Source organism: Amycolatopsis orientalis DSM 43388 (assembly GCF_000411975.1).
Taxonomy (GTDB): Bacteria; Actinomycetota; Actinomycetes; order Mycobacteriales; family Pseudonocardiaceae; genus Amycolatopsis; species Amycolatopsis orientalis_D.
This window is the reverse complement of sequence record NZ_ASXG01000120.1, coordinates 38,611-64,240: the sequence shown is the minus strand read 5'-3', so window position 1 is coordinate 64,240 and position 25,630 is coordinate 38,611. Positions and strand designations below refer to the sequence as shown.

Annotated in this window: 15 protein-coding genes and 1 pseudogene; 9 read left to right on the top strand and 7 right to left on the bottom strand. The window is 69.6% G+C overall.

Going from position 1 to position 25,630, the window contains the following annotated elements:
• Positions 1–104 precede the first annotated feature (104 nt).
• Entirely contained in the window at positions 105–575 is a 471-nt protein-coding gene (locus L942_RS22665; protein ID WP_037363862.1) for a GNAT family N-acetyltransferase, read from the top strand.
• Positions 576–1,006: 431 nt separating this feature from the next.
• Here L942_RS22665 and L942_RS22660 read toward each other — a convergent pair whose 3' ends face one another.
• From L942_RS22660 to L942_RS22650, 3 genes are all read right to left on the bottom strand, one after another.
• On the bottom strand, positions 1,007–1,276 hold the full coding sequence (locus tag L942_RS22660; protein WP_051166163.1) for a hypothetical protein: 270 nt from the start codon (positions 1,274–1,276) through the stop codon (positions 1,007–1,009).
• Positions 1,277–1,385: 109 nt separating this feature from the next.
• Positions 1,386–2,168, bottom strand: a complete 783-nt coding sequence (locus L942_RS22655; protein ID WP_051166162.1) for a thioesterase II family protein — start codon at positions 2,166–2,168, stop codon at positions 1,386–1,388.
• Between the two features lie 50 nt (positions 2,169–2,218).
• Positions 2,219–3,589, bottom strand: a complete 1,371-nt coding sequence (locus L942_RS22650; protein ID WP_051166161.1) for an HNH endonuclease signature motif containing protein — start codon at positions 3,587–3,589, stop codon at positions 2,219–2,221.
• Positions 3,590–3,865: 276 nt separating this feature from the next.
• On the opposite strand from L942_RS22650, the gene L942_RS22645 reads away from it, so the two are divergent.
• Both L942_RS22645 and L942_RS43085 read left to right on the top strand, forming a co-directional pair.
• Complete coding sequence (locus tag L942_RS22645) at positions 3,866–6,451, top strand: helix-turn-helix transcriptional regulator (protein WP_037363858.1); 2,586 nt, start codon at positions 3,866–3,868, stop codon at positions 6,449–6,451.
• On the top strand, positions 6,448–6,618 hold the full coding sequence (locus L942_RS43085; protein ID WP_081655178.1) for a LuxR C-terminal-related transcriptional regulator: 171 nt from the start codon (positions 6,448–6,450) through the stop codon (positions 6,616–6,618). Before L942_RS22645 ends, L942_RS43085 begins: the two co-directional genes overlap by 4 nt.
• Before the next feature lie 47 nt (positions 6,619–6,665).
• Here L942_RS43085 and L942_RS22640 read toward each other — a convergent pair whose 3' ends face one another.
• The 3 genes from L942_RS22640 to L942_RS22630 form a co-directional block, all read right to left on the bottom strand.
• A complete protein-coding gene (locus tag L942_RS22640) occupies positions 6,666–7,625 on the bottom strand; it encodes an NAD-dependent epimerase/dehydratase family protein (protein ID WP_037363856.1) in 960 nt (319 codons plus the stop codon).
• 12 nt (positions 7,626–7,637) lie between these two features.
• A complete protein-coding gene (locus L942_RS22635) occupies positions 7,638–8,930 on the bottom strand; it encodes a nucleotide sugar dehydrogenase (protein ID WP_037363853.1) in 1,293 nt (430 codons plus the stop codon).
• A 64-nt stretch (positions 8,931–8,994) separates the two neighbouring features.
• Entirely contained in the window at positions 8,995–9,678 is a 684-nt protein-coding gene (locus L942_RS22630) for a PIG-L deacetylase family protein (RefSeq protein WP_037363851.1), read from the bottom strand.
• Between the two features lie 266 nt (positions 9,679–9,944).
• Here L942_RS22630 and L942_RS22625 point away from each other — a divergent pair.
• Positions 9,945–19,385 (top strand): annotated as a pseudogene (locus L942_RS22625) (SDR family NAD(P)-dependent oxidoreductase); the annotation flags it as partial.
• A gap of 397 nt (positions 19,386–19,782) precedes the next feature.
• Here the strand turns inward: L942_RS22625 and L942_RS22620 are convergent.
• On the bottom strand, positions 19,783–20,496 hold the full coding sequence (locus L942_RS22620; RefSeq protein WP_037363846.1) for a TetR/AcrR family transcriptional regulator: 714 nt from the start codon (positions 20,494–20,496) through the stop codon (positions 19,783–19,785).
• A gap of 70 nt (positions 20,497–20,566) precedes the next feature.
• On the opposite strand from L942_RS22620, the gene L942_RS22615 reads away from it, so the two are divergent.
• The 5 genes from L942_RS22615 to L942_RS22595 all read left to right on the top strand — a co-directional run bounded on the left by L942_RS22615 (position 20,567) and on the right by L942_RS22595 (position 25,617).
• Positions 20,567–20,986: a hypothetical protein gene (locus L942_RS22615; RefSeq protein WP_037363844.1), complete on the top strand. Its 420-nt coding sequence runs from the start codon at positions 20,567–20,569 to the stop codon at positions 20,984–20,986.
• Between the two features lie 108 nt (positions 20,987–21,094).
• Positions 21,095–21,325, top strand: a complete 231-nt coding sequence (locus L942_RS22610; RefSeq protein WP_037363841.1) for a hypothetical protein — start codon at positions 21,095–21,097, stop codon at positions 21,323–21,325.
• A gap of 23 nt (positions 21,326–21,348) precedes the next feature.
• The gene (locus tag L942_RS22605) at positions 21,349–22,089 is read left to right on the top strand and encodes an ABC transporter ATP-binding protein (protein ID WP_235079330.1); all 741 of its coding nucleotides are present in this window, start codon (positions 21,349–21,351) and stop codon (positions 22,087–22,089) included.
• Entirely contained in the window at positions 22,086–24,641 is a 2,556-nt protein-coding gene (locus tag L942_RS22600; protein ID WP_051166158.1) for an ABC transporter permease, read from the top strand. Before L942_RS22605 ends, L942_RS22600 begins: the two co-directional genes overlap by 4 nt.
• A gap of 100 nt (positions 24,642–24,741) precedes the next feature.
• Positions 24,742–25,617 (top strand): nucleotide disphospho-sugar-binding domain-containing protein, encoded by an 876-nt coding sequence (locus L942_RS22595; protein WP_037363838.1) that lies wholly within the window; start codon positions 24,742–24,744, stop codon positions 25,615–25,617.
• Positions 25,618–25,630: the final 13 nt, after the last annotated feature.

The following is a 25,630-nucleotide window of genomic DNA, read 5'->3' as shown; positions in this document are numbered from 1 at the left end:
TCGGGAGCACTACTTGCAGCAGCACGACCGCAAGCGTGCGGAGCGTGGTACCGACGCTCTCAAATTGCCTTTGGCCATCGGCCTGCTTGTGCGAAGATCGCGAAGTGCCCGAGCTGACGTATCTGGAGATGACCCATCCAAGCGAGCTGCACCCGTCGACGTCAACCTTCAGCGGACAGGTCCAGTTGAAGCCCATCGACGGAGAAGAGGTCCGCACGCTGACTCTCGCGGTCGGACGCGACTTCGCGTGGCCGAGCCAGCACTGGGACACCCAACAGTGGAACGAATACCTGAGCAACCCAACGATGCGGCACTGGGCTGGCGTGTTCGACGGCGCAGTCATCGGATTGCTCTCACTCAACGTCCGGCAGGCACCGGACATCGAGATCGACTCCTTCGGCCTCGTGCCGGAACGAATCGGCCAGGGACTCGGCGGTCCATTCCTCACTGAGGCCGTCTCGATGACGTGGGGGTTGTCCGCGCAGCGCGTGTGGCTGCACACCTCCAGCGACGACCATCCCCATGCGCTCAAGAACTACCTCGCGCGCGGATTCCGGCCATTCAAGCGACCATGACCGCGCGGCCTTGGTTCAAGCCAGCGCGGCTTGGTCTTTCTCAGAACTAGACCGGGTTCACGCCGGCGGCGGCCACGATTTCCCGCTCCGGACCATAACTTCTTCCTCCGCGGGTGTTGCGCGCGGGAGCGATGTGGTGCGACGGTCGTTATCGCGAAGCACCGCGACGTTCGGCTCGTGCCCGTCGGCGTGGTGCCGTTCGAGTGGGATTCCGGTGAGCTTGGAATGCCCCGTCGCATCGGCTGCGCCGTCTGAGCGCCGTTCCACGGGCATGGCGGGGCCGGAGGGGTCTGCAGGGGCGGCGTGCACTGGGGGAGCAGTGCGTCGAGGAGGCCTCACCGTGGTCCTGCTGGCGGCGGCGTTCGATGTCGATGTCGGACTCGGCGGCTGCACACACCCGCCATTCGCGGCGGGCTCGGGGAATCATCGGGTTACGACTCGGTGGCCATGCCCAGCGAGCACAGGGAACCGGCCAGGGCGATCAGGTCGTAGCGGGTGTCGTCCTCGTTCGTTTCCCACAGGGCGGAGAGGGTGCTGGCGGCCTGGTCGACGTCGCCGTTGTGCTGCTTCAGGGCGATCCACATCGCGGCGGCTACCGGCTCGCATTCGATGTGGCGGTTGGTCGTGCGGCAGGTCAGCTCCAGGTGGCCGTTGGCGAGCATGCGCTGGGTGACGCCGGGGGCGGTGGTGATCGCCATCATGATGGCCTCCTGGTTGAGGGGGTGTTTCCTTGATGTACCTAGTTTCTCGGAACGGAGCTGCGGGAGCCATGGGGTGTGCTCCTGAAGCTTCCCTGGGGTTTCCCCACCCTTATCCCCGGCAGATCCCCGGTTGCCATCCGGCCAGGGTTGTGGTGATCGTCTTCAGGACGGCGTTGAGCTGGTCGTTCAGGTAGAAGTGGCCGCCGGGGAAGGTCTGCACGTGGCTGGGGCCGGTGGTGTGGTCGCGCCAGGCGTCGGCCTCGTCCAGGTCGGTTACCGGGTCCGCGTCGCCGACCAGGACCTGGATCGGGCAGCTTGGTTCCACGCCTGGTTGGTGCCGGTAGGTCTCTACCGCGGTGTAGTCGCCGCGGATCGCGGGCAGGACCATGCGCAGCAGCTCGTCGTCGCCCAGTACGCTGGCGTCGGTGCCGCTCAGTTCCTTCAGGGCGGCGATCAGGCCGTCGTCGTCGCGTTGGTGGACGAACTCGATGCGTTGCGCGGACGGGGCCCGGCAGGCCGAGGCGAACAGGCCGAGCGGGGGAGTGCCCCGCGCCTCCAAGCGGCGGGCCACTTCGTAGCCCACGGTGGCGCCCATGCTGTGGCCGAACAGGGCCAGTGGCAGGTCGGACCAGCCGGCGAGGTCGTCGGCGATCGCATCGGCGATGGCGGCGACCGTGTCCAGGCAGGGTTCGGCGCGGCGGTCTTGCCGGCCGGGGTACTGGACGGCGACCACCTCGAAGTCCTGCCCCGCCGCGGCGGCGGAGAGCGGGAAGTAGGCGGTCGCCGAGCCGCCGGCGTGCGGGAGGCACACCAGGCGCACCCGTGCCCCATCGGCCTGGTGGAAACGGCGGATCCATCGGCTGGTGCGTGCGTTCGCGGGTGTTTCGTCCACTGCGGTCACAAACCCAGGAGTGTTCGGGGCTGGTCGGCACTGGACAACCCCTAGCTGCCTTCGCGCGGCGAGGGAGGGGTGCTCATAGTCGCGGCGCGCAGGGGAGCGGGCGGTGGGTTGTGGGCGGTGTTGCGGAGCGGTTTCTGCTCCGGATCGAGGATGGACGGCGGGATCCAGTGCACGGCACCGTCCCGGAGGACGATTTTCCAGCCGCTGTGGTGCAGGAGGCGGTGGTGGCGTTCGCAGCAGGACGCGAGGTTGTCCAGGTCCGTCGCACCGCCGTGCGCCCAGTGGACGATGTGGTGCGGGGTGGTCCACTTCGGACCGCGGTCGCAGCCGGGGAAGGTGCAGCCGCGGTCTCGGATCGCCAGTGCCCGGCGCTGGGCGTTCGTGGCGGTGCGGGCGGAGCGGCCGAGGTCGAGGACCTGGCCTTCGGTGCCCAGGACAGCGGGATAGACCTTGGCGTCGCACAGGATGCGACGCAGGTGTGACGCGGGCAGGACGGATTCGTCGTCCGTGAAGATCTTCTTCGCGGTGCTCTGCAGGGTTTCCAGGCTGACGGTCACCGTCGCGACTGCTCGTTCGCCCGCCTTGGCCGGAAGGTCCGGGGTGCGTGCTGCGAGGTCGACGATCGCGGCGAGGGCGTCGCCGTGGCGTTCGGCCGGGGTGCGCGGGTCGGGAGTGTCCGGCGTGGTGGCGGGATCCGGCGCGGCCAAGGGGACCAGCAGTTGTTCGATCAGGGTGCCGGTCTCGTGGTCGACGTTGCCGGTGAAGCGGAAACGGCCGTTTTGGGTCCAGTGCCAGCGGAATTCGCGCCAGGGCCGGGCAGCATCAGCGGAACCCAAGCCGGAACCCGAGCCGGAATCTGCACCGGAACCCGAACCGGGGTCCGGTACCGAGTCGGGGTCCAGGCCGTGGTCCACGTCCGGGGAGTCCGGGGAGTCCGGGGACGCGCCGGGTACGTCGGCAGGATCGTTGTCCCAGTAGATCTTCAGCCGGGTCGCGGCGCGGCGGACGATGCTCGGGTTGGCTTGTGCCGCGAGGGTGACCAGGGTGTCTTCGGCGAGGGTGTAGTCCTCCGGGGTGAGCCATCGGGGCGCGTCGGCCAGGAAGTCGGCGATCACCGCCGCGTGCTGGGCGGCGATTTCGCCTGCGGTCAAGGCTTTCCAGGTCAGCGGCAAGGAACCGGTGGCCTGGGCGAGCCGGGAGCGGGCCTCGCGTTGCGTCACGTGCAGGATCGTCGCCAGGTACGCCGAAGTCGAGGCGTAGCCGTCCGGCACGGCACCGCGCGAGTCCAGTTCCCGGATGGCCTCCAGTTGCGCGGCGTAAGCGACGTTCTGCTGTCTTTGGGTGGTCAGGAGTCTGGTGGTCAGGTCCCGGTCTGACAGTTGCCAGGCGGGAAGCGTCGTAGTCGTCGACACCTCTCTATTCTCTCGAACGCACGTTCGACTACGCTATCGCTCGAAGCGGTCAACCCGGACTGCGGAAGCGCCACCAGCAAGATCACTATCCGAAGCCAAACCGCGCAAACGACAGCAGAATTCTGCCGCTCGCCAAACAAGACCCGCGCCGAGCGCGACGCAAGGTGATCGTGATCACCTGATTGAGTGACTTTAGATCGCGGTTGGCTGTGCTTAGGAGGCGGCTGCGACTGTGGCACACGCAGGAAGAATGACCGTTGGGTCGAGGAGCTTGCGATGGGCGTGAACTGGGGGCAGAACCGCCGCACCGAGCCGAATGAAGCAGTGTCCCTCCTCGAGGGTCTGCTGATCGAATGCGATGCGGGGGCAGGAGACACGGTAGTGGTCGGCGGAGGACCGGCCAGCGGGAAAACGCAGGTGCAGAACCAAGTAGTGGCGCGAGCTCGGGAGCTGGGCGTTCTCACCCTCACCGCGGCCGGGGCGGCGGACGAGCGCGATGTCGACGGTGGCGTGCTCGACCAATTGCTGGCCAGTCCGGCGTTGCCGCGCGACGTGCTGGCCGCGGCCGACGGAGAGGACCAGATCGCGGCGTTGTGCAGTGCCTTGCACCGGCTGGCGCGCGAGCGGCCGCTGTTGATCGCGGTCGACGATTTGCAGCACGTGGACGAGACGTCGGCGCGGCTGCTGCTGAGGTTGCAGCGGCGCGCGCGGTCGGCGGCGATGTTGCTGGTGCTGACGCAGCCGGACGGCTGGTATTCCGGCGAGGGTGCCGAATTCGCCGCGCAACCGCACCGATACGTGCATCTCACGCCGTTCACCGTGGAGGCGATCGCACAGCTGGTGGCCGACCACGACGAGGCCGAGCGGATTCACGGGCTGAGCGCGGGGAATCCGTTGCTGGTCAGCGCGTTGGTCGACGCTCGTCGCAGCTCGGTGGACGACGGCGCGGTGTATTCCGATGCGGTGCAACGGCTTTTGCATCGCTACGGTTCGCCGTTGCGCGAAGTGGCGACGGCGATCGCGGTGCTGGACACCGACGTGACGACCGATGCGGTGGCGACGGTCGCGGGCGTGGACCCAGTCGAGGCCGAGGCGTCTGCGGGGATGCTCGTGGAGACTGGGCTGGTCGACGGGGTTCGGTTTCGGCAGCCGGCCGCGGCGGCGGTGGTCGGCGGGCTGCGCGGGTCGGAGAAGGTGCGGCTGCACATCCGGGCCGCTGAGGTGAAGCACGCACGCGGGTTGTCGGCGCCCGAGGTCGCGCGGCACCTCGTGGCGGCGGGTGAAGCGCAGGCGGAGTGGGCGTTGCCGGTGCTGGTCGCGGCGGCGGAGCAGGTGATGCTCGGCGACGACGTCGACTTCGCGACCCGTTGTTTGCAGCTAGCGGCGTCGACGGCCACTGCGTCGTGGGAGCAGCAGATGATCTCGCAGCTGCTGGCCAAGATCACGTGGCGGGTCAACCCCGCGGCAGCCGCCCCGCATCTCGCCGCGTTGCGCGAAGCCGGTTCGCTCGATCAATCCGACCGGATCGCCCTGGTGCGCCAGTCATTGTGGTTCGGTGACCGGGAGACGTTCGAGTCCGCGCTGGTCCGGCTGGGCGATGACCTCGAGCCGCTGCACCCCCGGACGGCTGCGGAACTGACGCTGGCCGCACATTGGCATTACGGCACGGCACCGGCACTGTCGGTCGATGACTCGGATCCCTGGCTGCGCACGGCGACCACACTCGCGTCGGTTTGGCGCGCCGGTGGCAGCGAAGAGACTTCGGTGTGCGCGGAGCGGATTCTGCAGAACTGCCGACTGTCCGACACTTCGCTGGAAGCCCTGGCCACGGCCATTCTCGCGCTCGCGTACGACGGTAAGGCGGAGCGCGCCGAAGGCTGGTGCACTTCGCTGGCCGAGGAAGCCGAGTACCGCGGCGCGGTGACGTGGAAGGCGATGCTTGACGCGCTCGGCGCGAGCCTGCTGCTGCGTCGCGGCGAACCGGCTGAAGCGGCCGAAGCCGCGAGCCGTGCACTTGCGCTGCTTGACGAACCGAACTGGGGCGTCGCGATCACGTACCCGCTAGCCACGATGCTGACCGCGCACACTGCGGCAGGTGCGTTCAAAGCCGCAGCGGCGGTGTTGCGACACGCATTGCCGGAGAACGTGTACACGACACTCGGCGGCGTACGGTTCCTTCGGGCACGCGGGCAGTTCCACCTCGCCACGAACCGCGGGCTTTCCGCGGTGAGCGATTTCCAGCAGTGCCAGCGAATTCTCCGGGACAGCAATCTCGACCTGCCCGCTGTGGCACCGTGGCGGACCGATCTCGCCGAAGCGAACCTGCGGCTGCGCAACCCGACTCTCGCAGTAGAGCTGGCGAAACAGCAACTGGCGGACGCGAAGGACGCGTTTTCGCAGGCAGTGGCGCTGCGGGTGCTGGCGTTCGCGGGCGACAGCGGTGCGCGGTCCGGCCTGCTGAACCGGGCGGCGGAAGCGTTCAAGGAATCCGGCGACCGGCTCGAGCTGGCCCGCACGGTCCGCGCGATCAACCAGCTCGGTCAGCGCGCGGAACGCTCGGCCGGCCTGGTGAAGCCGGTGCAGGTGCCGCGGCAGCCGATGCGTCCGCTGACGCCTCGTCCGGTGGCGTCGAGGCCGGAGCCGCCGCGCGCGGATCCGGACGGACCGGCGGCGACCGCGTTGAGCGAGGCCGAACTGCGCGTGGCCGAGCTCGCGGCACACGGGCGGACCAACCGCCAGATCGCCGAAACGCTGTACATCACAGTGTCCACTGTGGAGCAGCACCTGACCAGGGTGTACCGGAAACTGGGCGTGGCGGGGCGGAGCGCGCTCGCCGGGGAGCTGGCCGGTGCCGGGCAGTGATCGAAAACAGCGAGGGCGGGGCAGCGCTGACCGAGGTGGAACTGCGAGTCGCGGAACTCGCCGCGCAGGGCATGCCGGTGGCGGTGATCGCGGAGGTACTGGGAGTGTCCGCGAACACCGCCACCCGCCACCTGACTGCCGTCTACGTCAAGCTCCGAAACGCGTGAAGGGCCTCTCGCGCGAACTCCGCGAGAGGCCCTTCACCGGAAAGAGGTCAGGAGCGGCGGTCGGCGACCACCGCGTCGATGATGTCGTCCAAGGTGCGCGTCGGCACGAAGCCGATCTGGTTGTACGCGCGGGTGCAGTCGGGGATGCGGCGCTGCATATCCTCGTACCCGTCGCCGTACGCCTCCTCGTACGGCACCTTCGTGATGGTGCTGCTGGAACCGGTCGCGCCGATCACGCGCTCGGCCAGCTGCGAGATGGTGGTCTGCTCGTTGCTGCCGAGGTTGAACACCTTGCCGTACGCGGATTCGTCGGCGAGCAGGTCCGCCAGCGCGGGCACGACGTCGTGCACGTGGCAGAAGCAGCGGGTCTGCTGTCCGTCGCCGAACACCGTGATCGGCTCGCCGGCCAGCGCCTGCGTCACGAAGCGCGGAATGACCATGCCGTAGCGGCCGGTCTGGCGCGGGCCGACGGTGTTGAACGGCCGCACGATCACCGTGCGCAGGCCGTGCTCGACCGCGTACAGGTGGGCGAACGTCTCGTCGAGCGCCTTCGCCTCGGCGTAGGACCAGCGGTTCTTCAGCGGCGACCCGATGATCCGGTCGTCGTCCTCGCGCAGGCCGTCCGCGGTGTTCTTGCCGTAGATCTCGCTCGTCGACGCGACGAGGATCGGGACGTCGTGCCGCAGCGCCGCGTCGAGCATGTTCTCCGTGCCGTGCAGGTTGGTGCGCAAGCTGTCCATTGTCTTGTCGAGGATGGTGAACACGCCCACCGCGGCCGCGAGATGGAAGATCGCGTCGATGCCCGCCATGCACGATTCGACCGCGTTCGGGTCGGTGATCGACCCGCGCACGAACTGGAAGCCGGGGTGCCCGGCGACGCCGGCGAGGTTGTCCAGGGTGCCGGTGCTGAGGTTGTCCAGTGCGACGACCTCGTCGCCGCGGGCCAGCAGGTACTCGGTGAGGTGGGAGCCGATGAACCCGGCGCCTCCGGTGATCAGGTAACGCACAGCGATGTCCTCTCAGTTCGCGAAGAGCGCGCGGTCGAAGCGGTAGGTGGCGTCGATGACGGTCGGGCAGTCGGCGAGCCATTCGTAGTCGTGGCCCGGCTGCACGGTGTGGATGAGCGCGACGTCCCAGTCCTGGCCGTCCGGCTCAGGGACGGTGTCGAGCGAACCGCCGGTCACTCGGACGTTCGGGACCAACGGGTCGTAGTAGCCGACCTTCGCGCCCTTCGCGGCGAGCAGGTCGAGAATGTCCAGCGCGGACGACGAACGCACGTCCTGCACGCCGGGCTTGTACGTCACGCCGACCACCAGCACGCGCGTACCCGCCATGCCCTTGCCCTCGCGAGACAGTGTGTTCAGTACGCGGTCGACAACCTGCTTCGGCCGCTCCGCGATGGCGTGCATCGCCTGGGTCACCAGCGGTGCGTTGCTCTGCGTCGCGCGCAGCTGCCACAGCAGGTAGTGCGGGTCGCACGGGATGCAGTGGCCGCCGACGCCGGGGCCGGGGTGGAAGGCCATGAAGCCGTACGGTTTGCTGGCCGCCGCGTCGATGACCTCGATCGGGTCGATCGAGAAGCCGTCGCTGATCTCGGCGAACTCGTTGGCCAGCGCGATGTTTACCGCGCGGAAGGTGTTTTCGTACAGCTTGGTCATCTCGGCCGCTTCCGGCGAGCTGACGCAGTGCACGCTCGGGGTGAGCACGTTGATCACGCGCTGCGCCATCGCGGTGCACACCGGGGTCACACCGCCCAGCACGCGCGGTGTCTCCGCCTGGGTGTGGGTGACGTTGCCCGGGTCGATCCGCTCCGGGCTGGACGCCACGAACAGGTCGCGGCCGATGGTGAATCCCTTGGCCACCAGCGGTTTCACCAGCAGCCGGTTCGACGTGCCGACGTAGCTGGTCGAGGTCAGGATGAACGTCTGGCCGCGGCGGGCGTTGGCGACCAGTGCCGCGCACGCCGCCTCCAGCGGGCCGAGGTCGGGCATCAGGTACTCGTCGAGCCCGGTCGGCACGCACACCAGCACCGCGTCCGCCTCGGCCATCCGCGCCGAGTCCGTGGTGAGCTGGAAGTCCTCCTGGTGCACGGCTTTCTCGAGCCGGCGGTGGTCGGCTTCGATGAGGTCGACGTCGCCGGAGCGGATCGCGTCGAGCCGGTTCTGCGACAGGTCGATGCCGATCACGCCGACGCCGCCGGCGTGCAGGCCGAGCGCGGTCGGCAGGCCGACATAGCCCATCCCGATGACCGCGACCGAGGTCAGTTCGTTCCGTTCGGCGATGGTCTCGAATTCAGCGACAGTACTGGTCATTCCTGGTCACCCGTTTCTGGATGGGCTGGGGAAAAGCGAGCGGGAAAAGCGGAGGGACCGCCGGTCATCGGACCGTGCGGACGATTTCGAAGGCCTCGGCGAGCCCGGCGCTGACCTGCGAGCCGCGGTATTCGGCCAGGGCGCGGACGCCGCGTTCGCTGCGCGGATTCGGCCACGGCTCGAGTTCTTTCCCGTAGGCGCGCAGTGCTTCGATTTTGCGTTCGAGGTGGCTTTCGTCGAGGAGCTGCCAGAAGTTCGGCCGGAACGTGACCGGAAGCCCGGAGGCCTCGCCGACGTCGGTGGCGGAACGGATCTCGAACGTGCGGACCTCGCGCACCGGGCCCTTGCCCGGCCGTCCGGCGACCCGCGCGGCGCGGCTGACCAGCGCGTGGTCGGTGCTGAGGTCGCACATGCTGGTGGCGAAGACGGTGTCCGGCTCGAATTCGCGGACCTCGCGCTCGACGACCTGGTTCAGTTCGAGGTGGCTGACCGTGTCGAGCCGGTTGTCGCCGAATTCGTGGACTCGCACGCGCTCGATGCCGAGCGTTTTCGCGGCCAGTTCGATCGCGTCGGTGCGATTGGTGACCTCGGCGCCTGCGGCCGAACGCGAACCGTCGTCGTTGGTGAGAATGCAAAGCGAAACGGTGACGCCCTCGTCGGCGAGCCGGGCGATGGTCCCGCCCGCGCCGAGCGTTTCGTCGTCGCCGTGGGCTCCCACCACCAGCAGCCTGCGTGTCAACGTGTGCATACGATTCCCCAGTCCTTGTCCGGGCGGTGAAACCCCCAGCGGAAACGAGCCGTGCGAAATGGCTTGGAACGCCAGCAAAATCTGACATCCGCGGTTGCCTGCGACAACCCCTAAAGACCGTCTAAAGCGGACCTTGGCCGGGCGGGCGGACCGGGGCGGCAGGGGCCGTTAGGGGTGGGTCCGCGCGCGGGCGCGCTCGTATCGTCACGGCGTCGGATGGGCATGCGACGCGGAAGGAACGTGGGCACGTGGGCAACTCCGAAGAGAAGCTGGTCGGTGCGCTCCGGGCTTCGGTGAAGGAAACCGAGCGGTTGCGCGAAAAGAACCGCAAGCTCACCGAAGCCGCACGGGAGCCGATCGCGATCGTCGGGATGGCCTGCCGGCTTCCCGGCGGCGCGGGCACCCCGGAAGCGTTGTGGGAGCTGCTGTCCGGGGGCGTCGACGCGATCGGCGAGTTCCCGGCGAACCGGGGCTGGGACCTCGACCGGCTCTACGACCCGACCGGGCAGCGGCCGGGTTCGAGCTATGTGCGCGAGGGCGGGTTCCTGCACGACGCGCTCGATTTCGACGCCGACCTGTTCGGCATCAGCCCGCGCGAAGCGCTGCTGATGGACCCGCAGCAGCGGCTGCTGCTCGAAACGTCCTGGGAGGCGTTCGAGCGCGCCGGGATCGCGCCGCATTCGATGAAGGGCAGCCCCACCGGCGTTTTCGCGGGCACGATGTATCACAACTATCAGGGCAGCTACGGCTCTTCCGGCGTCATTTCCGGCCGTCTCGCCTACACCTTCGGGCTCGAAGGACCCGCGGTGACCATCGACACCGCGTGTTCGTCCTCGCTCGTCGCATTGCATTTGGCGGTCCAAGCGCTGCGCAACGGTGAATGCACGCTCGCGCTCGCCGGCGGTGTTTCCGTGATGTCCACGCCGCGTACGTTCGTCGAGTTCTCCCTCGACGGCACGCTCGCGCGCAGCGCCCGCTGCCGCACCTTCGCCGACTCCGCGGACGGTACCGGCTGGTCCGAGGGCTGCGGCATGTTGCTGGTGGAGCGGCTTTCCGACGCGCGGCGCAACGGACATCCGGTGCTGGCGCTCGTCCGTGGCACGGCGATCAACCAGGACGGCGCGTCCAACGGCATGACCGCGCCGAACGGGCCCGCGCAGGAGCGCGTGATCCGGCAGGCGCTCGCGAACGCGCGGCTGCGGCCGGACGAGATCGACGTCGTCGAGGCGCACGGCACCGCGACCAAACTGGGTGACCCGATCGAGGCGCAGGCGCTGCTCGCGACCTACGGGCAGGACCGTGAAGAGCCGCTCTGGCTGGGGTCGATCAAGTCGAACGTGGGGCATACGCAAGCCGCGTCCGGCGTCGCTGGCGTGCTGAAGCTCGTGCTCGCGCTGAACCACGACCTGCTGCCGAAAACACTGCATGTCGACAAACCGACCCGGCACGTGGACTGGACCGCTGGCAGGGTCGAGCTGCTGACCGAGGCCCGGCCGTGGGAACGCGGGGAGCAGCCGCGCCGCGGTGCGGTGTCGTGCTTCGGGTTGAGCGGCACCAACGCGCACATCATCCTTGAGGAAGCTCCCGCGCCGGAGACCGCGGAGACCCCGCGTGACGACGCGGCGGTTCCGGTCGTCGTGTCCGGCCGGACGCCGCAGGCCTTGCGGGCACAGGCAAAGCGGCTGGCCGAACACCTTGCGGCGCAGCCGGAACTGGAGCTTCTGGACGTCGCGGCCACCCTGGGCGCGTCGCGGACGCATCTGGACCACCGGGCCGCGGTGCTCGGCAAGTCCATTGAGGACGTCCTGCCCGCGTTGAACGCGCTCGCGAACGGCGAGCTGGGCGCGGTGAGCGGCCTGGCTCGCGGCGAGGCGTCGCTGGCGTTTTTGTTCTCCGGCCAGGGATCCCAGCGGGTCGGGATGGGTCGGCAGCTGGAAGTCTTCCCGGTGTTCGCCGAGGCTTACGCGGCGGCGTGCGCGGAGCTGGACCAGCATCTCGACCGGCCGATCCGCGCGGTGATCGACGGCGACGCGGACGCACTGGCGCAGACCGCGAACACGCAGTCCGCGCTGTTCGCGTTCGAGGTCGCGTTGTTCGGGCTGGTCGAGTCGTGGGGACTCACGCCGGCCGCGTTGTGCGGTCACTCCATTGGCGAACTTGCCGCGGCACACTGCGCGGGGGTGTTCTCCCTGGCAGACGCGGCGAAGCTGGTCGCTGCTCGCGGCCGGTTGATGCAGGCGCTGCCGAAGGGCGGCGCGATGGTGGCCGTCGAAGGAACTCCGGACGAGGTCGCCGCGCACGATCCACAAGGGACGGTCGACCTCGCCGCGGTGAATGGGCCGCGTTCGGTCGTGCTGTCCGGCACCGAGGATGCAGTGCTCGCGGTGGCCGCGAAGTTCAGCGACGCTGGGCGGCGGACGACGCAGCTCAAGGTCTCGCACGCGTTCCACTCGCGACTGATGGAGCCGATGCTCGCCGAGTTCCGTTCGGTCGCGCAGAGCATTGCCTACGCGCAGCCGACCATCTCGGTCATCTCCAGCGTCACCGGCGAAGAGGTTTACGCCGAGCTGACCGACCCGGAGTACTGGGTGCGGAACGTCCGCGAGCCGGTCCGGTTCGCCGACGCGGTCCGCGCACTCGCCGCCGAGGGTGTGAACCGATTCCTCGAACTGGGCCCGGACGCACCGCTGACCGCTGTGGTTCCGCAGTCCGCGGACGAGGCCGTCGCGGTGCCCGCTCAGCGTCGTGACGTTCCCGAAGACGTGGCGCTGCTGACCGCGTTGGCGACTCTGCACGTCCGCGGCGTGGTGCCGGACTGGGCCGCGCACTTCGCCTCGCGCGGCGCGCGGCGAGCGGATCTCCCGACCTACGGCTTTCAGCACCAGCGTTACTGGCTGGAGGTTACTTCCGAGTCCGGGGACGTCTCGTCGATGGGGCTTGACCCGGTCGACCACCCGTTGCTCGGCGCGTCGACATTGCTCGCCGACGCGGACGGCGTGGTGCTGTCCGGCCGCGTGTCGACGGCGACGCACCCCTGGCTGGCCGACCACGCCGTCGGCGGCTCGATCCTGTTGCCTGGCACGGCGTTCGTGGAACTCGCGGTGCGGGCTGGGGACGAGGTCGGCAGCGGCCGGGTCCAGGAGTTGACCCTGCACGCGCCGCTCGTACTGCCTGCGAAGGGTGCCGCGCGGATTCAGGTCCGCATCGGAACTTCGGCCGCGGACGGGACCCGGCCGATCAGTGTCCATTCGCGACCCGACGATCTCGCGACCGCGGCCGGCTGGACCCGGCACGCGGACGGCACGCTCGCGCCTGCTGCCTCCGGAACGAACTTCGACCTCAGCGAATGGCCGCCGGCCGGGGCGGAGACTGTCGACGTCGAGGGCATGTACGACCTGCTGGCCGAGCACGGAATGGCTTACGGGCCGGTGTTCCAGGGGCTGCAGGCGGCGTGGCAGCGCGGTGCGGACGTGTACGCCGAGGTCGCCTTGCCCGAGCAGGAGCGGATCAGCGCCGAGGCGTTCGGCCTGCACCCGGCGGTCTTTGACGCGACCCTGCACGCTGTCGGGCTCAGCGCGGCGGCTGGGGAAGGAACGACGCTGCCGTACGCCTGGTCCGAAGTGGAGCTTTTCGCCACGGGCGCGTCCTCGCTGCGAGTCCACGTGCGACCGACTGGCGAGCAGGCCGTTGAACTGCGGCTGGCCGACAGCGTGGGTGCCCCGGTCGCGCGGGTCGGCACGCTGAAACTCCGGCAGATCAGCGAGGAACAGCTCGCGGCGGCGGCTCCGACTGGTTCCGACGAATTGTACGAAGTGGACTGGGTCCCGACTGCGTTGCCGGACGCTCAGGCCGCTTACGAGGTTTACTCAGCGAAGGCCGGGGACAGCGCGGCTTCGGCGAAGAAGGCCGTCCACAGTGCACTGTCCAAACTGCAGGCGGACGGCAAAGAGAAGCTTCTGGTGGTGATCGGCGACGACCTCGCCGGTGCCGCGGTGGCCGGTCTGGTCCGGTCCGCGCAGGTGGAGAACCCAGGCCGGATCGTCCTCGTCGAGGGCGACGCGACCCAGGAGCAGCTCGCCGCCATCGCGGCGGCGGACGAATCAGCGGTGCGGGTTTCCGGCACCGACGTGCGCGTGCCGCGGCTGGTCCGGGCGGCGCCGGAACCGGGTGAGCCGGTCGACTGGTCCGCTGGGACGGTGCTGCTCACCGGCGGTACCGGGGCGCTCGGCCGGATCGTCGCCACGCATCTGGCCAAGCAGGGTGCCCGGCAGCTGCTGCTGGTCAGCCGCCGTGGCGACCAGGCACCGGGCACCGCGGACCTCGTCGCCGAACTGACTGAACTCGGCGCGGAGACGACGGTCGCCGCGTGCGATCTCACTGACCGCAAGGCCGTGGCGCGGCTGCTGAAGAAGCATCCGGTCGCCGCTGTCGTGCACGCCGCGGGCGTGCTGGACGACGGTGTCCTGCCGTCGATGACTCCGGAGCGGATCGACGGCGTCTTCGACCCGAAGGCGCTCGCGGCCTGGCACCTGCACGAACTGGCTGGCGACGTCAAGGCGTTCGTCACCTTCTCGTCGGCTGCCGGCGTGCTCGGCGCGCCTGGCCAGGCGAACTACGCCGCCGCAAACGCTTTCCTCGATGCCCTCGCCGCGCACCGGCGTGCCGAAGGCAAGCCAGCACACTCGCTGGCCTGGGGGATGTGGGAGTCGGCCGCCGGGATGGCTGGCGAAACGACCGGCAAGCGCGGACTCGGCGCGTTCACCGCGGCCGAGGGACTGGCTCTGTTCGACACCGCGGTCAGCTCGAGCGGCTCGGTTTTCGTCCCGGTGAAGCTCGACTTGCCCGCGTGGCGCGAGGCCGGCGCGGTGCCGGACCTGCTGCGCGGCCTGGTCCCGGCGGCACGGCGTACCGTCTCCGACCGCGAGGCCGGGACCGACTCCCTGCTGGGCAAGCTGGTCCGCCTTCCGGCCGACAAGCGTCTCGACCACCTCCGTGACCTGGTCATCGAGCACGCGGCAGCGGTGCTGGGCCACGCGTCGACGGACGTGATCGACGCCGACCGCGCGTTCAAGGACCTCGGGTTCGACTCGCTGACCGCGGTCGAACTGCGCAACACGCTCAACGAGGTCACCGGCCTGAGCCTCACCGCCACGCTCGTCTTCGACCACCCCACGGCCGGCGACCTGGCCGCGCACCTGCACGACGAGCTGCTCGGCGACCTGGACCCGGACGCGGGCGGGCTGGAGACCACCGCGGCGGGCAGCGACGAGCCGATCGCGATCGTCGGCATGGCCTGCCGGTTCCCCGGCGGCGTCAGCACGCCCGAGGAGCTGTGGCAGCTGGTCGCTGCGGGGCGGGACGGGACCAGCGACTTCCCGACCGACCGCGCCTGGGACATGGACCACTGGCTGGAGCAGGTCGCGCCGGACGGCGGCACGCCGCGCGGCGGTTTCGTGCCGGACGCCACCGACTTCGACGCCGCGTTCTTCGGCATCAGCCCCAACGAAGCCGTCATGATGGACCCGCAGCAGCGGATGTTGCTGGAGTCGTCGTGGATCGCGCTGGAGAACGCGGGCGTGGACCCGTTGGCGCTCAAGGGAAGCACGACCGGGGTCTTCGTCGGCGTGATGCAATCCGATTACGACCCGGGCGACGCGCTCGAACAGGGCGGCGGGGCTTATCGCGGATCCGGCGCGCTGAGCAGCGTGGTCTCCGGGCGAGTCGCGTACGCGTTCGGCCTCGAAGGTCCTGCGGTTTCGGTGGACACCGCGTGCTCGTCGTCGTTGGTGGCCTTGCACCAGGCGACCCAGGCGTTGCGCGGCGGTGACTGCTCGCTCGCGCTGGTCGGCGGGGTCTCGGCGCTCGTGTCGCCGGCTCCGTTCGCGCAGTTCGTCGACGGCGCGGTGGCTCGCGACGGCCGCTGCAAGCCGTATTCGGCCGCGGCGGACGGGTTCGGCTGGGGCGAAGGCGTCGGGGTGCTCGTGATCGAGCGGCTGTCCGACGCGCAGCGCAACGGGCACCAGGTACTCGCCGTGGTGAAGTCCAGCGCGGTTAACGCGGACGGTGCTTCCAACGGTCTTAACGCCCCCAGTGCTCCGGCACAGGAGAAGCTGATTCGACGTGCATTGTCGGCGGCGGGGCTGGCTGCGTCCGATGTGGACGCAGTCGAAGGGCACGGGGCCAGCACTCCGCTGGGCGACCGGATCGAGACCGCCGCGCTGCTGGCTACTTACGGCCGGGAGCGGGCGGCGGACCGTCCACTGTGGCTTGGTTCGGTGAAGTCGAACATCGGGCACACGCAGGCAGCGGCAGGCGTCGCGGGCGTGATCAAGATGGTGCAAGCAATGCGGCACGGAGTGCTGCCCGCGACCTTGCACGCGAGCGAACCGACGCACGATGTCGACTGGGCCGCTGGGACTGTGCGGTTGCTGGACGAGGCTCGGGAATGGCCGGAAGTGGACCGTCCGCGTCGCGCCGCGGTCTCGGCGTTCGGGTACAGCGGGACCAACGCGCACGTGATTCTGGAGCAGGCTCCGGAAGGCGCGGCCGAAGCGGGCGAGCCGGTCGATTCGGGTGGGGTGTTGCCGCCGCTCGTGTTCTCGGCTCGGACGGCGGCGGCTCTTCCGGATCAGGCGCGGGCGTTGCTGGCGCACCTCGACGAGTATCCGGCGCTGGATGTCGTGTACTCGCAGGCCAATCGGCAGCCGTTGTTCTCGCACCGGGCCGCGGTCGTCGGCTCGGATGCAGCTGAACTCCGTGCGGCGTTGGAAGCGATGGCCGCTTCGGACGCTGTGGTGACCGGACGTGCTCGTCCCGGCGGGCGGACCGCCTACCTCTTGCCGGGGCAGGGCAGCCAGCGGGCCGGCATGGGCGCGGAGCTGTCCGCCGCGTTCCCGGTGTTCGCGCATGAACTGGATCGGGTGACGGCGAAGTTCGATCAGCATCTCGGCCGGTCACTGCGCACCGTGATGTTCGCCGAGGCCGGCTCGGTGGACGCGCAATTGCTGGACCGGACGCAGTTCAGCCAGGCCGCGGTGTTCTCCTTCTCGGTGGCGCTGCACCGGCTGCTGGAATCGTGGGGACAGCGGCCGGACGTCCTGATCGGACACTCGGTCGGCGAGATCACGGCCGCGCACCTGGCCGGGGTGTTCTCTTTGGACGATGCGGTGAAGCTGGTGGCGAATCGCGGTCAGCTCATGGCGGAGACCCGGGTTGGTGCGGTGGTCGCGGTCGAGGCCAGTGCGGACGAGGTGCGACCCATGCTCGGCGACGACGTCGCGCTGGCCGCGGTGAACGGGCCGCGCTCGGTCGTGGTGTCCGGGGTGGACGGTGCCGTGCAGGCGATCGTCGAGCACTTCGAGAAGCTTGGCCGCCGGACTAATCGGCTCGCGATCGACTGTGCGGTTCACTCGCCGCTGCTGGACGAGATTCTCGAAGAGCTGGAAGACATCGCACAGGAGCTGACGTTCGAGAAGCCGACTGTGCCGGTGATTTCGACGGTCACCGGTGCCGAAGTAACGGACGAGCTGACCGATCCCGCGCATTGGGTAGCGAACTGCCGAGAGACGGTCCTCTTTGCCGACGCGGTGCGGGCTTCGGCGGCGACGCGTTTTGTCGAGTTGAGCACGAACGGCGTGCTCACTGCGGCGGCGGAAGCGGTGGTCGAGGACGCGGCGTTCGTTCCGGTGCTCCGGCGCAATCGAGGCGAGGTCGCTTCGACGCTCCTGGCGGCTGGGCAGTTGTTCGTCCTCGGCGCGGGGTTGGAGGTCCGGCGGATGTTCGCTGGACGTTCCGCGAAAACGGTTCCGTTGCCGCCGTATGCGTTCCACCGGACGCGGTACTGGCCGTCGGTGGACATGGAGGCTCGGCGGGCTACCGGAACTGGGCTCGGGACGTGGTTCGGGCCCGCGTTGACTGTCGCTGGATCGTCCACTGTGGTCTTGAGCGGCACCTTGCCGGCGGATCAAGCGTTCCCGGTCGCGGGCTTTGTCGAGCTGGCGACTCGGGCAGGGGACGAGGTCGGGTGCGGACGGTTGGCGCGGTTGACCGTCGAGTCGCCGTTCGCGTCCGGTGAGGTGCAGGTGCAGATCGTGGTGGGTGAGCCGGATGCGGCGGGACAGCGGTCGGTTACTGTCCACTCGCGACACGAGGGATCGTGGACTCGGCATGCCGAGGGTGTGTTGGCGGTCGATGACGGTGCCGAGCCGGACAGCCTCGGCCAATGGCCGCCTGCTGGCGCGGAGCCGGTGGCAGCTGAATTGCTCGACGCTGCTTGGTCTGTCGACGGGGTGGTGTTCGGGGAAATCGAGGTCGCTCCGGACGAGCAGTTCGGCCTGTCTCCGGCCGCGCTTGAGGCGGCACTGTCCATTGTGGACGGAGAGCCGGTCGAGTGGCGGGACTATCGGCTGTTCGCGACTGGGGCGGCCAAGCTGCGGGTTCGGTTGACGCCGTTGGGAGACGATCGGGTGGCGGTGTTGTTCGCCGATCGTTCCGGGCGTCCGGTAGCCGCGGCTGAGTCGGTGACCTTGCGGCAGTTGGTGGCTCCGAAAGCGGTGCCGTCGGCGCAGGCAGTGGCGAAGAAGCGGCGTGCGGTTTCGGACGACGTTTCGGCGTTGGAGCTGACTGAGAAGGGGCTGCTGGCGTTTGTGCTGGAGCAGGTCGCTGGGCTGCTGGGCTACGCCGACACTGCTGAGCTGGACGAGGACGCGCATTTTCTGGAGATTGGATTCGATTCCTTGACCGCGGTCGAGTTGCGGAATCGGATCGCCGGGGCGGCGGGGATTTCGTTGCCTGCTTCGATCGCGTTTGATCACGGCACGCCGGCTCGGTTGGCGAAGCATCTGCTGTCCGCGCTGACCGGGCCGGTTGCGCAGGCAGCCGGAGATCCGGTCACCGAAATGTTCTTCGACGCGGTCCGGAATGGGCAGGTGGAGAACGGACTCGCCTTGCTGGAGGCGGCGGCGCAGTTGCGTCCTGTTTTCCGGACGGTAGCTGAGCTGCGGGAAGAGCCGCGGCCGGTGGAGTTGGCGGCTGGGCCGGGTGCGGTGACGTTGCTGGCGGTGCCTACTCCGGCGGGATTGGGCGGCGCTTACCAGTACGCGAAGCTAGCCGCTCGGTTCCGCGGGGTGCGGCGGGTTGCGGCGTTGCCTACGCCCGGGTTTTTGACCGGGGAATTGTTGCCTGCTGACCTGGATGCGTTGCTGGAGGTGCTGGCGGAAAGTGTTCGGCTTGCCGGGGATGGGCCGTTCGCGTTGGTCGGGCATTCTTCCGGCGGGATGCTCGCGTATGCGCTGGCTTCCCGGGTGAATGCGGCTGGGCTTGTTCTACTGGACACGTACGCGATGGATGACGGCGGCGAAGTCGGGGACACCGTTCGGGACATGGCTTCCGGGATGGTCGAGCGGGAAGAGCAGTTCGGGCCGTTTGATCGGGACAAGTTGACTGCGATGGCTTATTACCTTGGGTTGCTGGACGGGGTTCGGTTGCCGGAGGTGGGGATTCCCTCGGTTTTGGTTCGGCCGGATCGGCGGTTTGTCACCGCGGGGGATCCGGCGGAGCGGGCGCAGGAGGATCCCGGGTTGTGGCGGACTACCTGGGATCAGGCGGATGTCGTGGTGACTGTTCCGGGGGATCATTTCAGTATTGTGGAAGGGGATGTGGAGACCACCGCCAAGGCTGTGGAGGGGTGGTTGGGGTCTCTGGGGTGAGTTCGTTGGGACGGCTCGTCGCCTGGCGGCGACATTGCGCCCGGGGGTGGCGTGGGGCACCCCGAAGCTTGATTGTGCTGACGGTCTTGGGGTGCTTGTCAAGGCGGGAAAGCGTGCCTTGACAAGCACCCCAAGACCGCAGGGAGGCTTCGTATCGGGGTGCAGGGTCAGGGCTGGATGCCTCGATGGGTGGGTGCGTCGGTGCGGTTTCGTGGCGCGGGTTCGGTGGGTGGTTGAGTCGGGTTCGCGGCTTTGCGGGGGCTGGGTGGTCCGTGAAAGGCCCCTTGAGGGAATCAGAGTCCGTGAAGGGGCTCCCGACGGACTCGGCGGGCGGAGGCGGGGCGTGCGGGGAACCTTGAGGGAATCAGAGTTCCTCAGGATTCCCCGCACGTACGGGTCAGTCAGGGAGGAGGGCGGCGATTCCGTCCAGGACTCGTTCCAGGGCGAAGTCTTCGGGGGCGGCGGCCGGAAATTCCTGGGCTTCCGCCAGCTCCGCCAAATGTGGGTAGCCGCCTTCGGACAGGCGTGGTTGCAGGAAGGCGCGCACCTCGGCGGCGTGCTCTGTCGACTCCGGGGAGTCCGGGTCGGCGATCGTTCGGCGGCGGTCGGCGGTGGCTCGGACTACGGCGGAGACCAGTTCGGCGCACGACAGGGCGTCTACAGTGGACAGGCCGGTTCCGGTGAAGACGGCCAGCAGTTGTTCGGTCCAGCGCAGGCGGTGCGGGGTGAGGCCCTCGCGGACGTCTAGGAGCCAAGGGCGGGCGGCATAGCGTTTCCTGGCCGCGTCGGCCCACGTGCGGACTGCGGAGCGCCAGTCCAGGCCGACGGGGGCGGGCGGGGGCGGGCCGAAGCCGGCCTCGGCCAGGAGGATCAGCAGTTCGTCTTTCGAACCGACATAGCGGTACAGCGCGTTGGTCGTGAGCCCGAGCGCGGACGCGATGTTCGGCAGCGACGCGGCTGCCAGGCCTTCGGTGTCGGCCAGCTCGACGGCGGCCGCGACCACCGCCTCGACCGTGTGCGACGGCTTCGGTCCTCGGCGGGGGCGCGGGGCGCCCAGCCAGGCGGGGGCCAGGCCGGGCGGCAGGGCTCGGGGATCGGGCTCGATCGGCATCTTTCGCTCCGGTACGTCTTTCAGTAAACTGTGCAAGTCTTACACTGATCTGGTCTGGGGGCGAGCCAACGTGAGCGAGACCAACCGGTTCGGGTTCGGGAAGGTCACCGAGCTGGACCGGAAACTGGCGGCGACCGAGGTCGAGCACGCCCGCTCCGAAGGCGCTTGCGACGGGCCGGAGGCCGCCCGCAGGCTGGCCCGGATCCGGCTCGCCGGGTCGCACGCGGCACTGCGGGCCGCCGTCGAAGGGCGCACCTCGGTTTCGCCGCCTCCGCTGCTGGAGGCCGCGCCGAAGCTCGCGTTCGGGCTCTGGGTGCTGGTCTCCGCGGTGAACGCGCTGATCTGGTTCGGCATCGGCGTCATCGGCGGGCAGTGGGACCCGCTGTGGCTGCTCTGGGTGCTGCTCGGCGGCGGGGTGCTGGTCGCGGGCGTGTGGAGCGTCCGGGACTTCGACCGGCGGACCCGGGCTTCGGCCGGCGAGCCCTCCTGACCACCCCTGCGCGCGGGGCCGGGGTTCCCCGGTCGGCGGAGGTCCGCTAAACTGTGCAAGCCTTACACAATTAATCCCGACTCCGCCGAAGCCGTATTGGGGGGCCTCATGTCGGAGAGCACCGAGAAGACCCGCTCCGGGAGCGGACTCGCTCGCCGTGTCGTCACGATCGCCTGGGCCGCCATCACCGGCGTCCAGTTCGTGATCTGGCTGCTGATGAGTCTCATCAGCATGTCGTTCAAATCGCCGTTTTGGCTGTGGACGCTGGGCGGAGGCGCCATCGTGCTCGCGGTGTGGTGGTCGCTCGACCGCCGCGGTTCCGGGAACGGATCGGAGTGAACGACGTGTCCACCACCACTTCCGTGGCAACGCCCGTCCAGCTGGACGCGGTGCACAAGACCTACGGCCGCGGCGAGAGCGCGGTCGAAGCGCTCGCCGGCGTGTCCGTCGCCTTCCCGGCGGGCACCTTCACCGCGGTGATGGGCCCGTCCGGTTCCGGCAAGAGCACGCTGCTGCACTGCGCGGCCGGGCTGGACACGCCGACCTCGGGCACCGTCACCCTTGTCGGGACCGACCTCAAGGGCAAGAACGAAACCCAGCTCACCGAACTGCGCCGCGAGCACGTCGCGTTCATTTTCCAGTCGTTCAACCTGATGCCCGCGCTGAACGTGGAGCAGAACGTCACGCTGCCCACGCTGCTGGCCGGCCGCACGCCGGACAAGGCGTGGGTGGACCAGGTGATCGCGCGCGTCGGGCTGTCCCAGCGCGTGAAGCACCGGCCCGGCGAGCTGTCCGGCGGGCAGCAGCAGCGCGTCGCGATCGCCCGCGCGCTCGCCGCCCGCCCGGCGGTGGTGTTCGCCGACGAGCCGACCGGCGCGCTCGACACCACCACCGCGCTCGAGGTGCTCGGGCTGATGCGCGAGCTGGTCAGCGCGGGCCAGACCATCGTGATGGTCACCCACGACCCGGTCGCGGCGTCGCACGCGGACAACGTGCTGTTCCTGGTCGACGGCCGGATCGTCACGCAGATGGCCGCGCCCGGCGTCGACGCCGTGGCGAGCACGCTGGCGCACCTGGGCGAGCAAGCGAGGAGGCAGCGGTGAGTTCGCGGCGAGTGGTGCTCGCGCTCGCGCTGTCGAGCCTCCGGTACCGCGCGGCGGCGTCGCTCGCGTCGTTCGTCGCCATCCTCATCGGCTGCGGCCTGCTGATCGCGTGCGCCGGGCTGTTCGAGACGGCGATCGTGCTGAAGGCGGCGCCACAGCGGCTGTCCGCGGCTCCGCTCGTGGTCGGCGGGTCCGCCGGATTCAAGCTGCCGGACGAGGAATCCCAGGTCGTCCCGTACGCCGAGCGTGCGGTGCTGCCGGAGGACCAGGTCGCGAAGATCTCCGCGGTCCAGGGCGTCGGACAGGCGGTGCCGGACGTCTCGTTCGCGACCGTGCTGCTGCACGACGGGGCACCCGCGGAGTCCGGCGCGACTGTCCTTTCTGGACACGGCTGGGACTCGGCTTCGCTCGGCGGCTACAAGCTGACCGAGGGCGCGGCCCCGAACACGCCCGGCCAGGTCGTGCTCGACGCGACCACCGCGTACTCGGCCGGCCTGCACGCGGGTTCGGCCGTCGACCTGGCGGTGAACGGACAGCGGCAGCAGTTCCAGGTTTCCGGGGTCGCACAGCCCGCGCAGACCGTGAAGTCGCCCGCGTTCTTCTTCTCGGCCGCCGACGCCCAGCGGTTCAACCCGCATCCCGGCACGGTCGGGCTCGTCGGCGTTTTCCCGGCGGACGGCGTCGACGCGGGCGACCTGGCGGGCAAGATCTCGGAACAGGTCCCGTCGCTCACCGTGCTGACCGGCGACGACCGGGGTTCGGCCGAATTCCTCGGCGTGAGCGGGAGCCAGCTGCCGCTGATCCTGCTCGCCGCGGTGTTCGGCGGCATGGTGCTCGTCGTGATGGCCCTGGTGGTCTCCGCGACGATCAGCCTCACCGTCCGGCAGCGGCAACAGGAACTCGCGCTGCTGCGGGCGACCGGGGCGACGCCGAAACAGGTGCACCGCATGGTCGTCATGGAGACGATGGCGGTCGGCGCGATCGCCGCGGTGTGCGGGGCGTTCCTGGGCAGCCTGCTCGGGAACTGGATCTTCAGCACCAGCGGCTCGCTCGGCATCGTGCCGGACGAACTCGCCTTCACCCAGGACGTCATCGCGTTCGCGGCCGGCATCGTCGCCACGCTCGCGATCACCTTCGGAGCCGCGTGGTTCGCCGCGCTGGCCGCCGCGCGGGCCCGGCCCATCCAGGCGCTGGCCGAGGCGGCGATCCCGGGCGTCAAGGTGAACGCGCTGCGCCGTACGGGCGCGCTGATCTGCGGCGCGGCCACGGTTCTGCTCGCCGCGACCACGATCTTCATGCCCGCCGACACCGCGTCGGCGATCGGCGGCCCGGCGGTGCTGACCGGTGCGATCGGCGTCGCGCTCCTCGGCCCGGAGATCATCGCCTGGGTGGTGGACCGGTTCGGTCCGTTCGTGCGCCGGGTCGCCGGCCGCGACGCCACGCTCGCGGTCATCAACACCCGGGCGCGGGCCGTCGCGTTCGCCGCGGTGCTCACGCCGATCACGCTCGCCAGCGCGGTCGCGCTCGGCAACGTGTACTCCGAGACCACCGCGCAGAAAGCGCAGATCAGCGCGTACGCCGGGCAGTTGCAGGCGGACGCCGTGGTCACCTCGGCCGCGGGCGGGTTCTCGCCGGACCAGCTCGCACAGATCCGCAGCACGCCGGGGGTTTCGACCTCGTCGCCGCTCGTCACCAGCTCCGGCTGGGTCGAGGACCCCTACGACGGCAACGGGAGCGACCCGTTGCGGCTGCTGGGCGTCGCCGCGCAGGACCAAGGCGGCACTGTGCTCGCCACCGAGGTCACCGAAGGCTCGCTCACTGACCTGCGCGGGAACTCCGTGGCGCTGCCCGCTTCGGTGGCCGACAACCTCGAGGTCAAGGTCGGTTCCAAGATCAAGATGCGGCTCGGCGACGGGGCGCAGGTCCCGGTGACCGTGGTGGCGTTGCTGGACAGCCCGTCCAGCTACGCGAGCATGGTGCTGCCCGCTGACCTGCTGGCCGCGCACACCACCAGCGGCCTGGCGTCGGAGGTGCTCGTGCGGGGCGGGGACGCCAGCGCGCTCGGGTCCGCGTTGTCCGACCGGACGAAGGACTGGCCCGGAGTCACGGTCGGCGACGACAGTGCGCTCGCCGCGAGTTTCCAGGCGAGTGCCGACGTCGAGGCGCTGATCAACTACCTGCTGGCCGTGCTCGCCATCGCGTACGCCGCGATCGCCGCGGTGAACACGCTCTCGGTGGCGGTGCTGGCCCGCCGGCGGGAGTTCGGCGCGCAACGGCTCGCCGGCGCGGACCGCGGGCAGGTACGGCGGATGCTGTTCGTGGAAGGCGGGATCGTCGCGGTGACCGGGCTGGTGCTCGGCATCGTGATCTCGCTCTTCACGGTGATCCCGATGGCGCTCACCACCGGCGAGATCATCCCGTCCGGGCCGGTCTGGGTGTTCCTCGCCGTGGTGCTCGCGATTTTCCTGATCGTGTGGCCGGCGACCGCGCTCTCCGCCCGGCTCGCGATGCGCCGCAACGCCATCGAAGCGGTGAAAATGCCTGGCCAGTAACGGTTTCTAGGGGTACGCCGGGCCGGTCCGGGGTGGATAGTCTCAGCACGACTGTCCGCACCGGGCCGGCCCGGTTTTCGTCGTATCTGGAGTGATCCCCATGCGTGTACTCCTGGCCGCGCCGTCGGCGACCGCTCGTCTGCACACTCTGGTGCCGCTGGCCTGGGCGCTGCGGACTGCTGGGCACGATGTGAAAATCGCCGGACGGCCCGGTTTCGTCGAGGACATCCTCCGCACCGGCTGCGTCGCGGTCGAGCTGGAGGACGGCGACGCGGAGCTGACCGAATCCGCCGCGCTGGCCGAGTTCGCCCGGCTGTGGCGGCCCGCGGTGGTGGTGTCGAACGCGGCCGCCGGAATCGCCGTCGCGCGCGAGGTGGAGGCCAAGGCAGTTCGCGTGCTGGGTCCCGAGGACGCCGAGGCCACTGCGGACCACGCGCTCGATGTCGTGCCGCCTTCCTTGCGGGAGAACAGCTCTCCGGGAGACCCGTTGCGGCATGTGCCGTATTTCGGTCCGGTCGAGGTGCCGACTTGGTTGCGGCGCAAGGCGCGCCGCACGCGCATTCTCTTGTCGCTGACCGATCCCTCTTGGTACGAGCCAGTCTTCGCGGCACTGTCCGAAGTGGACGCAGAGCTGGTCTGTGCGGCGGAACTGCCTGCCGGGCTTGCGTTGCCGCAAAAGGTGAAGCTGGTCGACTCCGCGCCACCGGCCGCCGTGCTGCCGACCTGCGCGGCGGTTGTCCATGACGGGGACGAGTCACTGGCGCTTGCCGCGGTGGCTTACGGACTGCCGCAGCTGTCGTTGACCGAGTCCGCTTTCGGTGCTCGCGTCACCGCTGCGGGTGCCGGAATTTCCGGTGCGGTGGAAGGGATTTCCCGGCTGACCGAGGAAACGCTTCGCGCCGGTGCGGACGCGTTGCGTGCGGAGGTGGCCGCGTTGCCGGCTCCGCGCGCGGTCGCCGCCGCCCTGGCCAGCTGAATGTGGGGCCGCT

Coding starts and splice junctions, on each gene's coding strand:
- L942_RS22630 (WP_037363851.1), bottom strand. CDS start 9,678: ATGCACACGTTGACACGCAGGCTGCTGGTGGTGGGAGCCCACGGCGAC.
- L942_RS22645 (WP_037363858.1), top strand. CDS start 3,866: ATGGGCGTGAACTGGGGGCAGAACCGCCGCACCGAGCCGAATGAAGCA.
- L942_RS22635 (WP_037363853.1), bottom strand. CDS start 8,930: ATGACCAGTACTGTCGCTGAATTCGAGACCATCGCCGAACGGAACGAA.
- L942_RS22610 (WP_037363841.1), top strand. CDS start 21,095: ATGTCGGAGAGCACCGAGAAGACCCGCTCCGGGAGCGGACTCGCTCGC.
- L942_RS22620 (WP_037363846.1), bottom strand. CDS start 20,496: ATGCCGATCGAGCCCGATCCCCGAGCCCTGCCGCCCGGCCTGGCCCCC.
- L942_RS22660 (WP_051166163.1), bottom strand. CDS start 1,276: ATGATGGCGATCACCACCGCCCCCGGCGTCACCCAGCGCATGCTCGCC.
- L942_RS22595 (WP_037363838.1), top strand. CDS start 24,742: ATGCGTGTACTCCTGGCCGCGCCGTCGGCGACCGCTCGTCTGCACACT.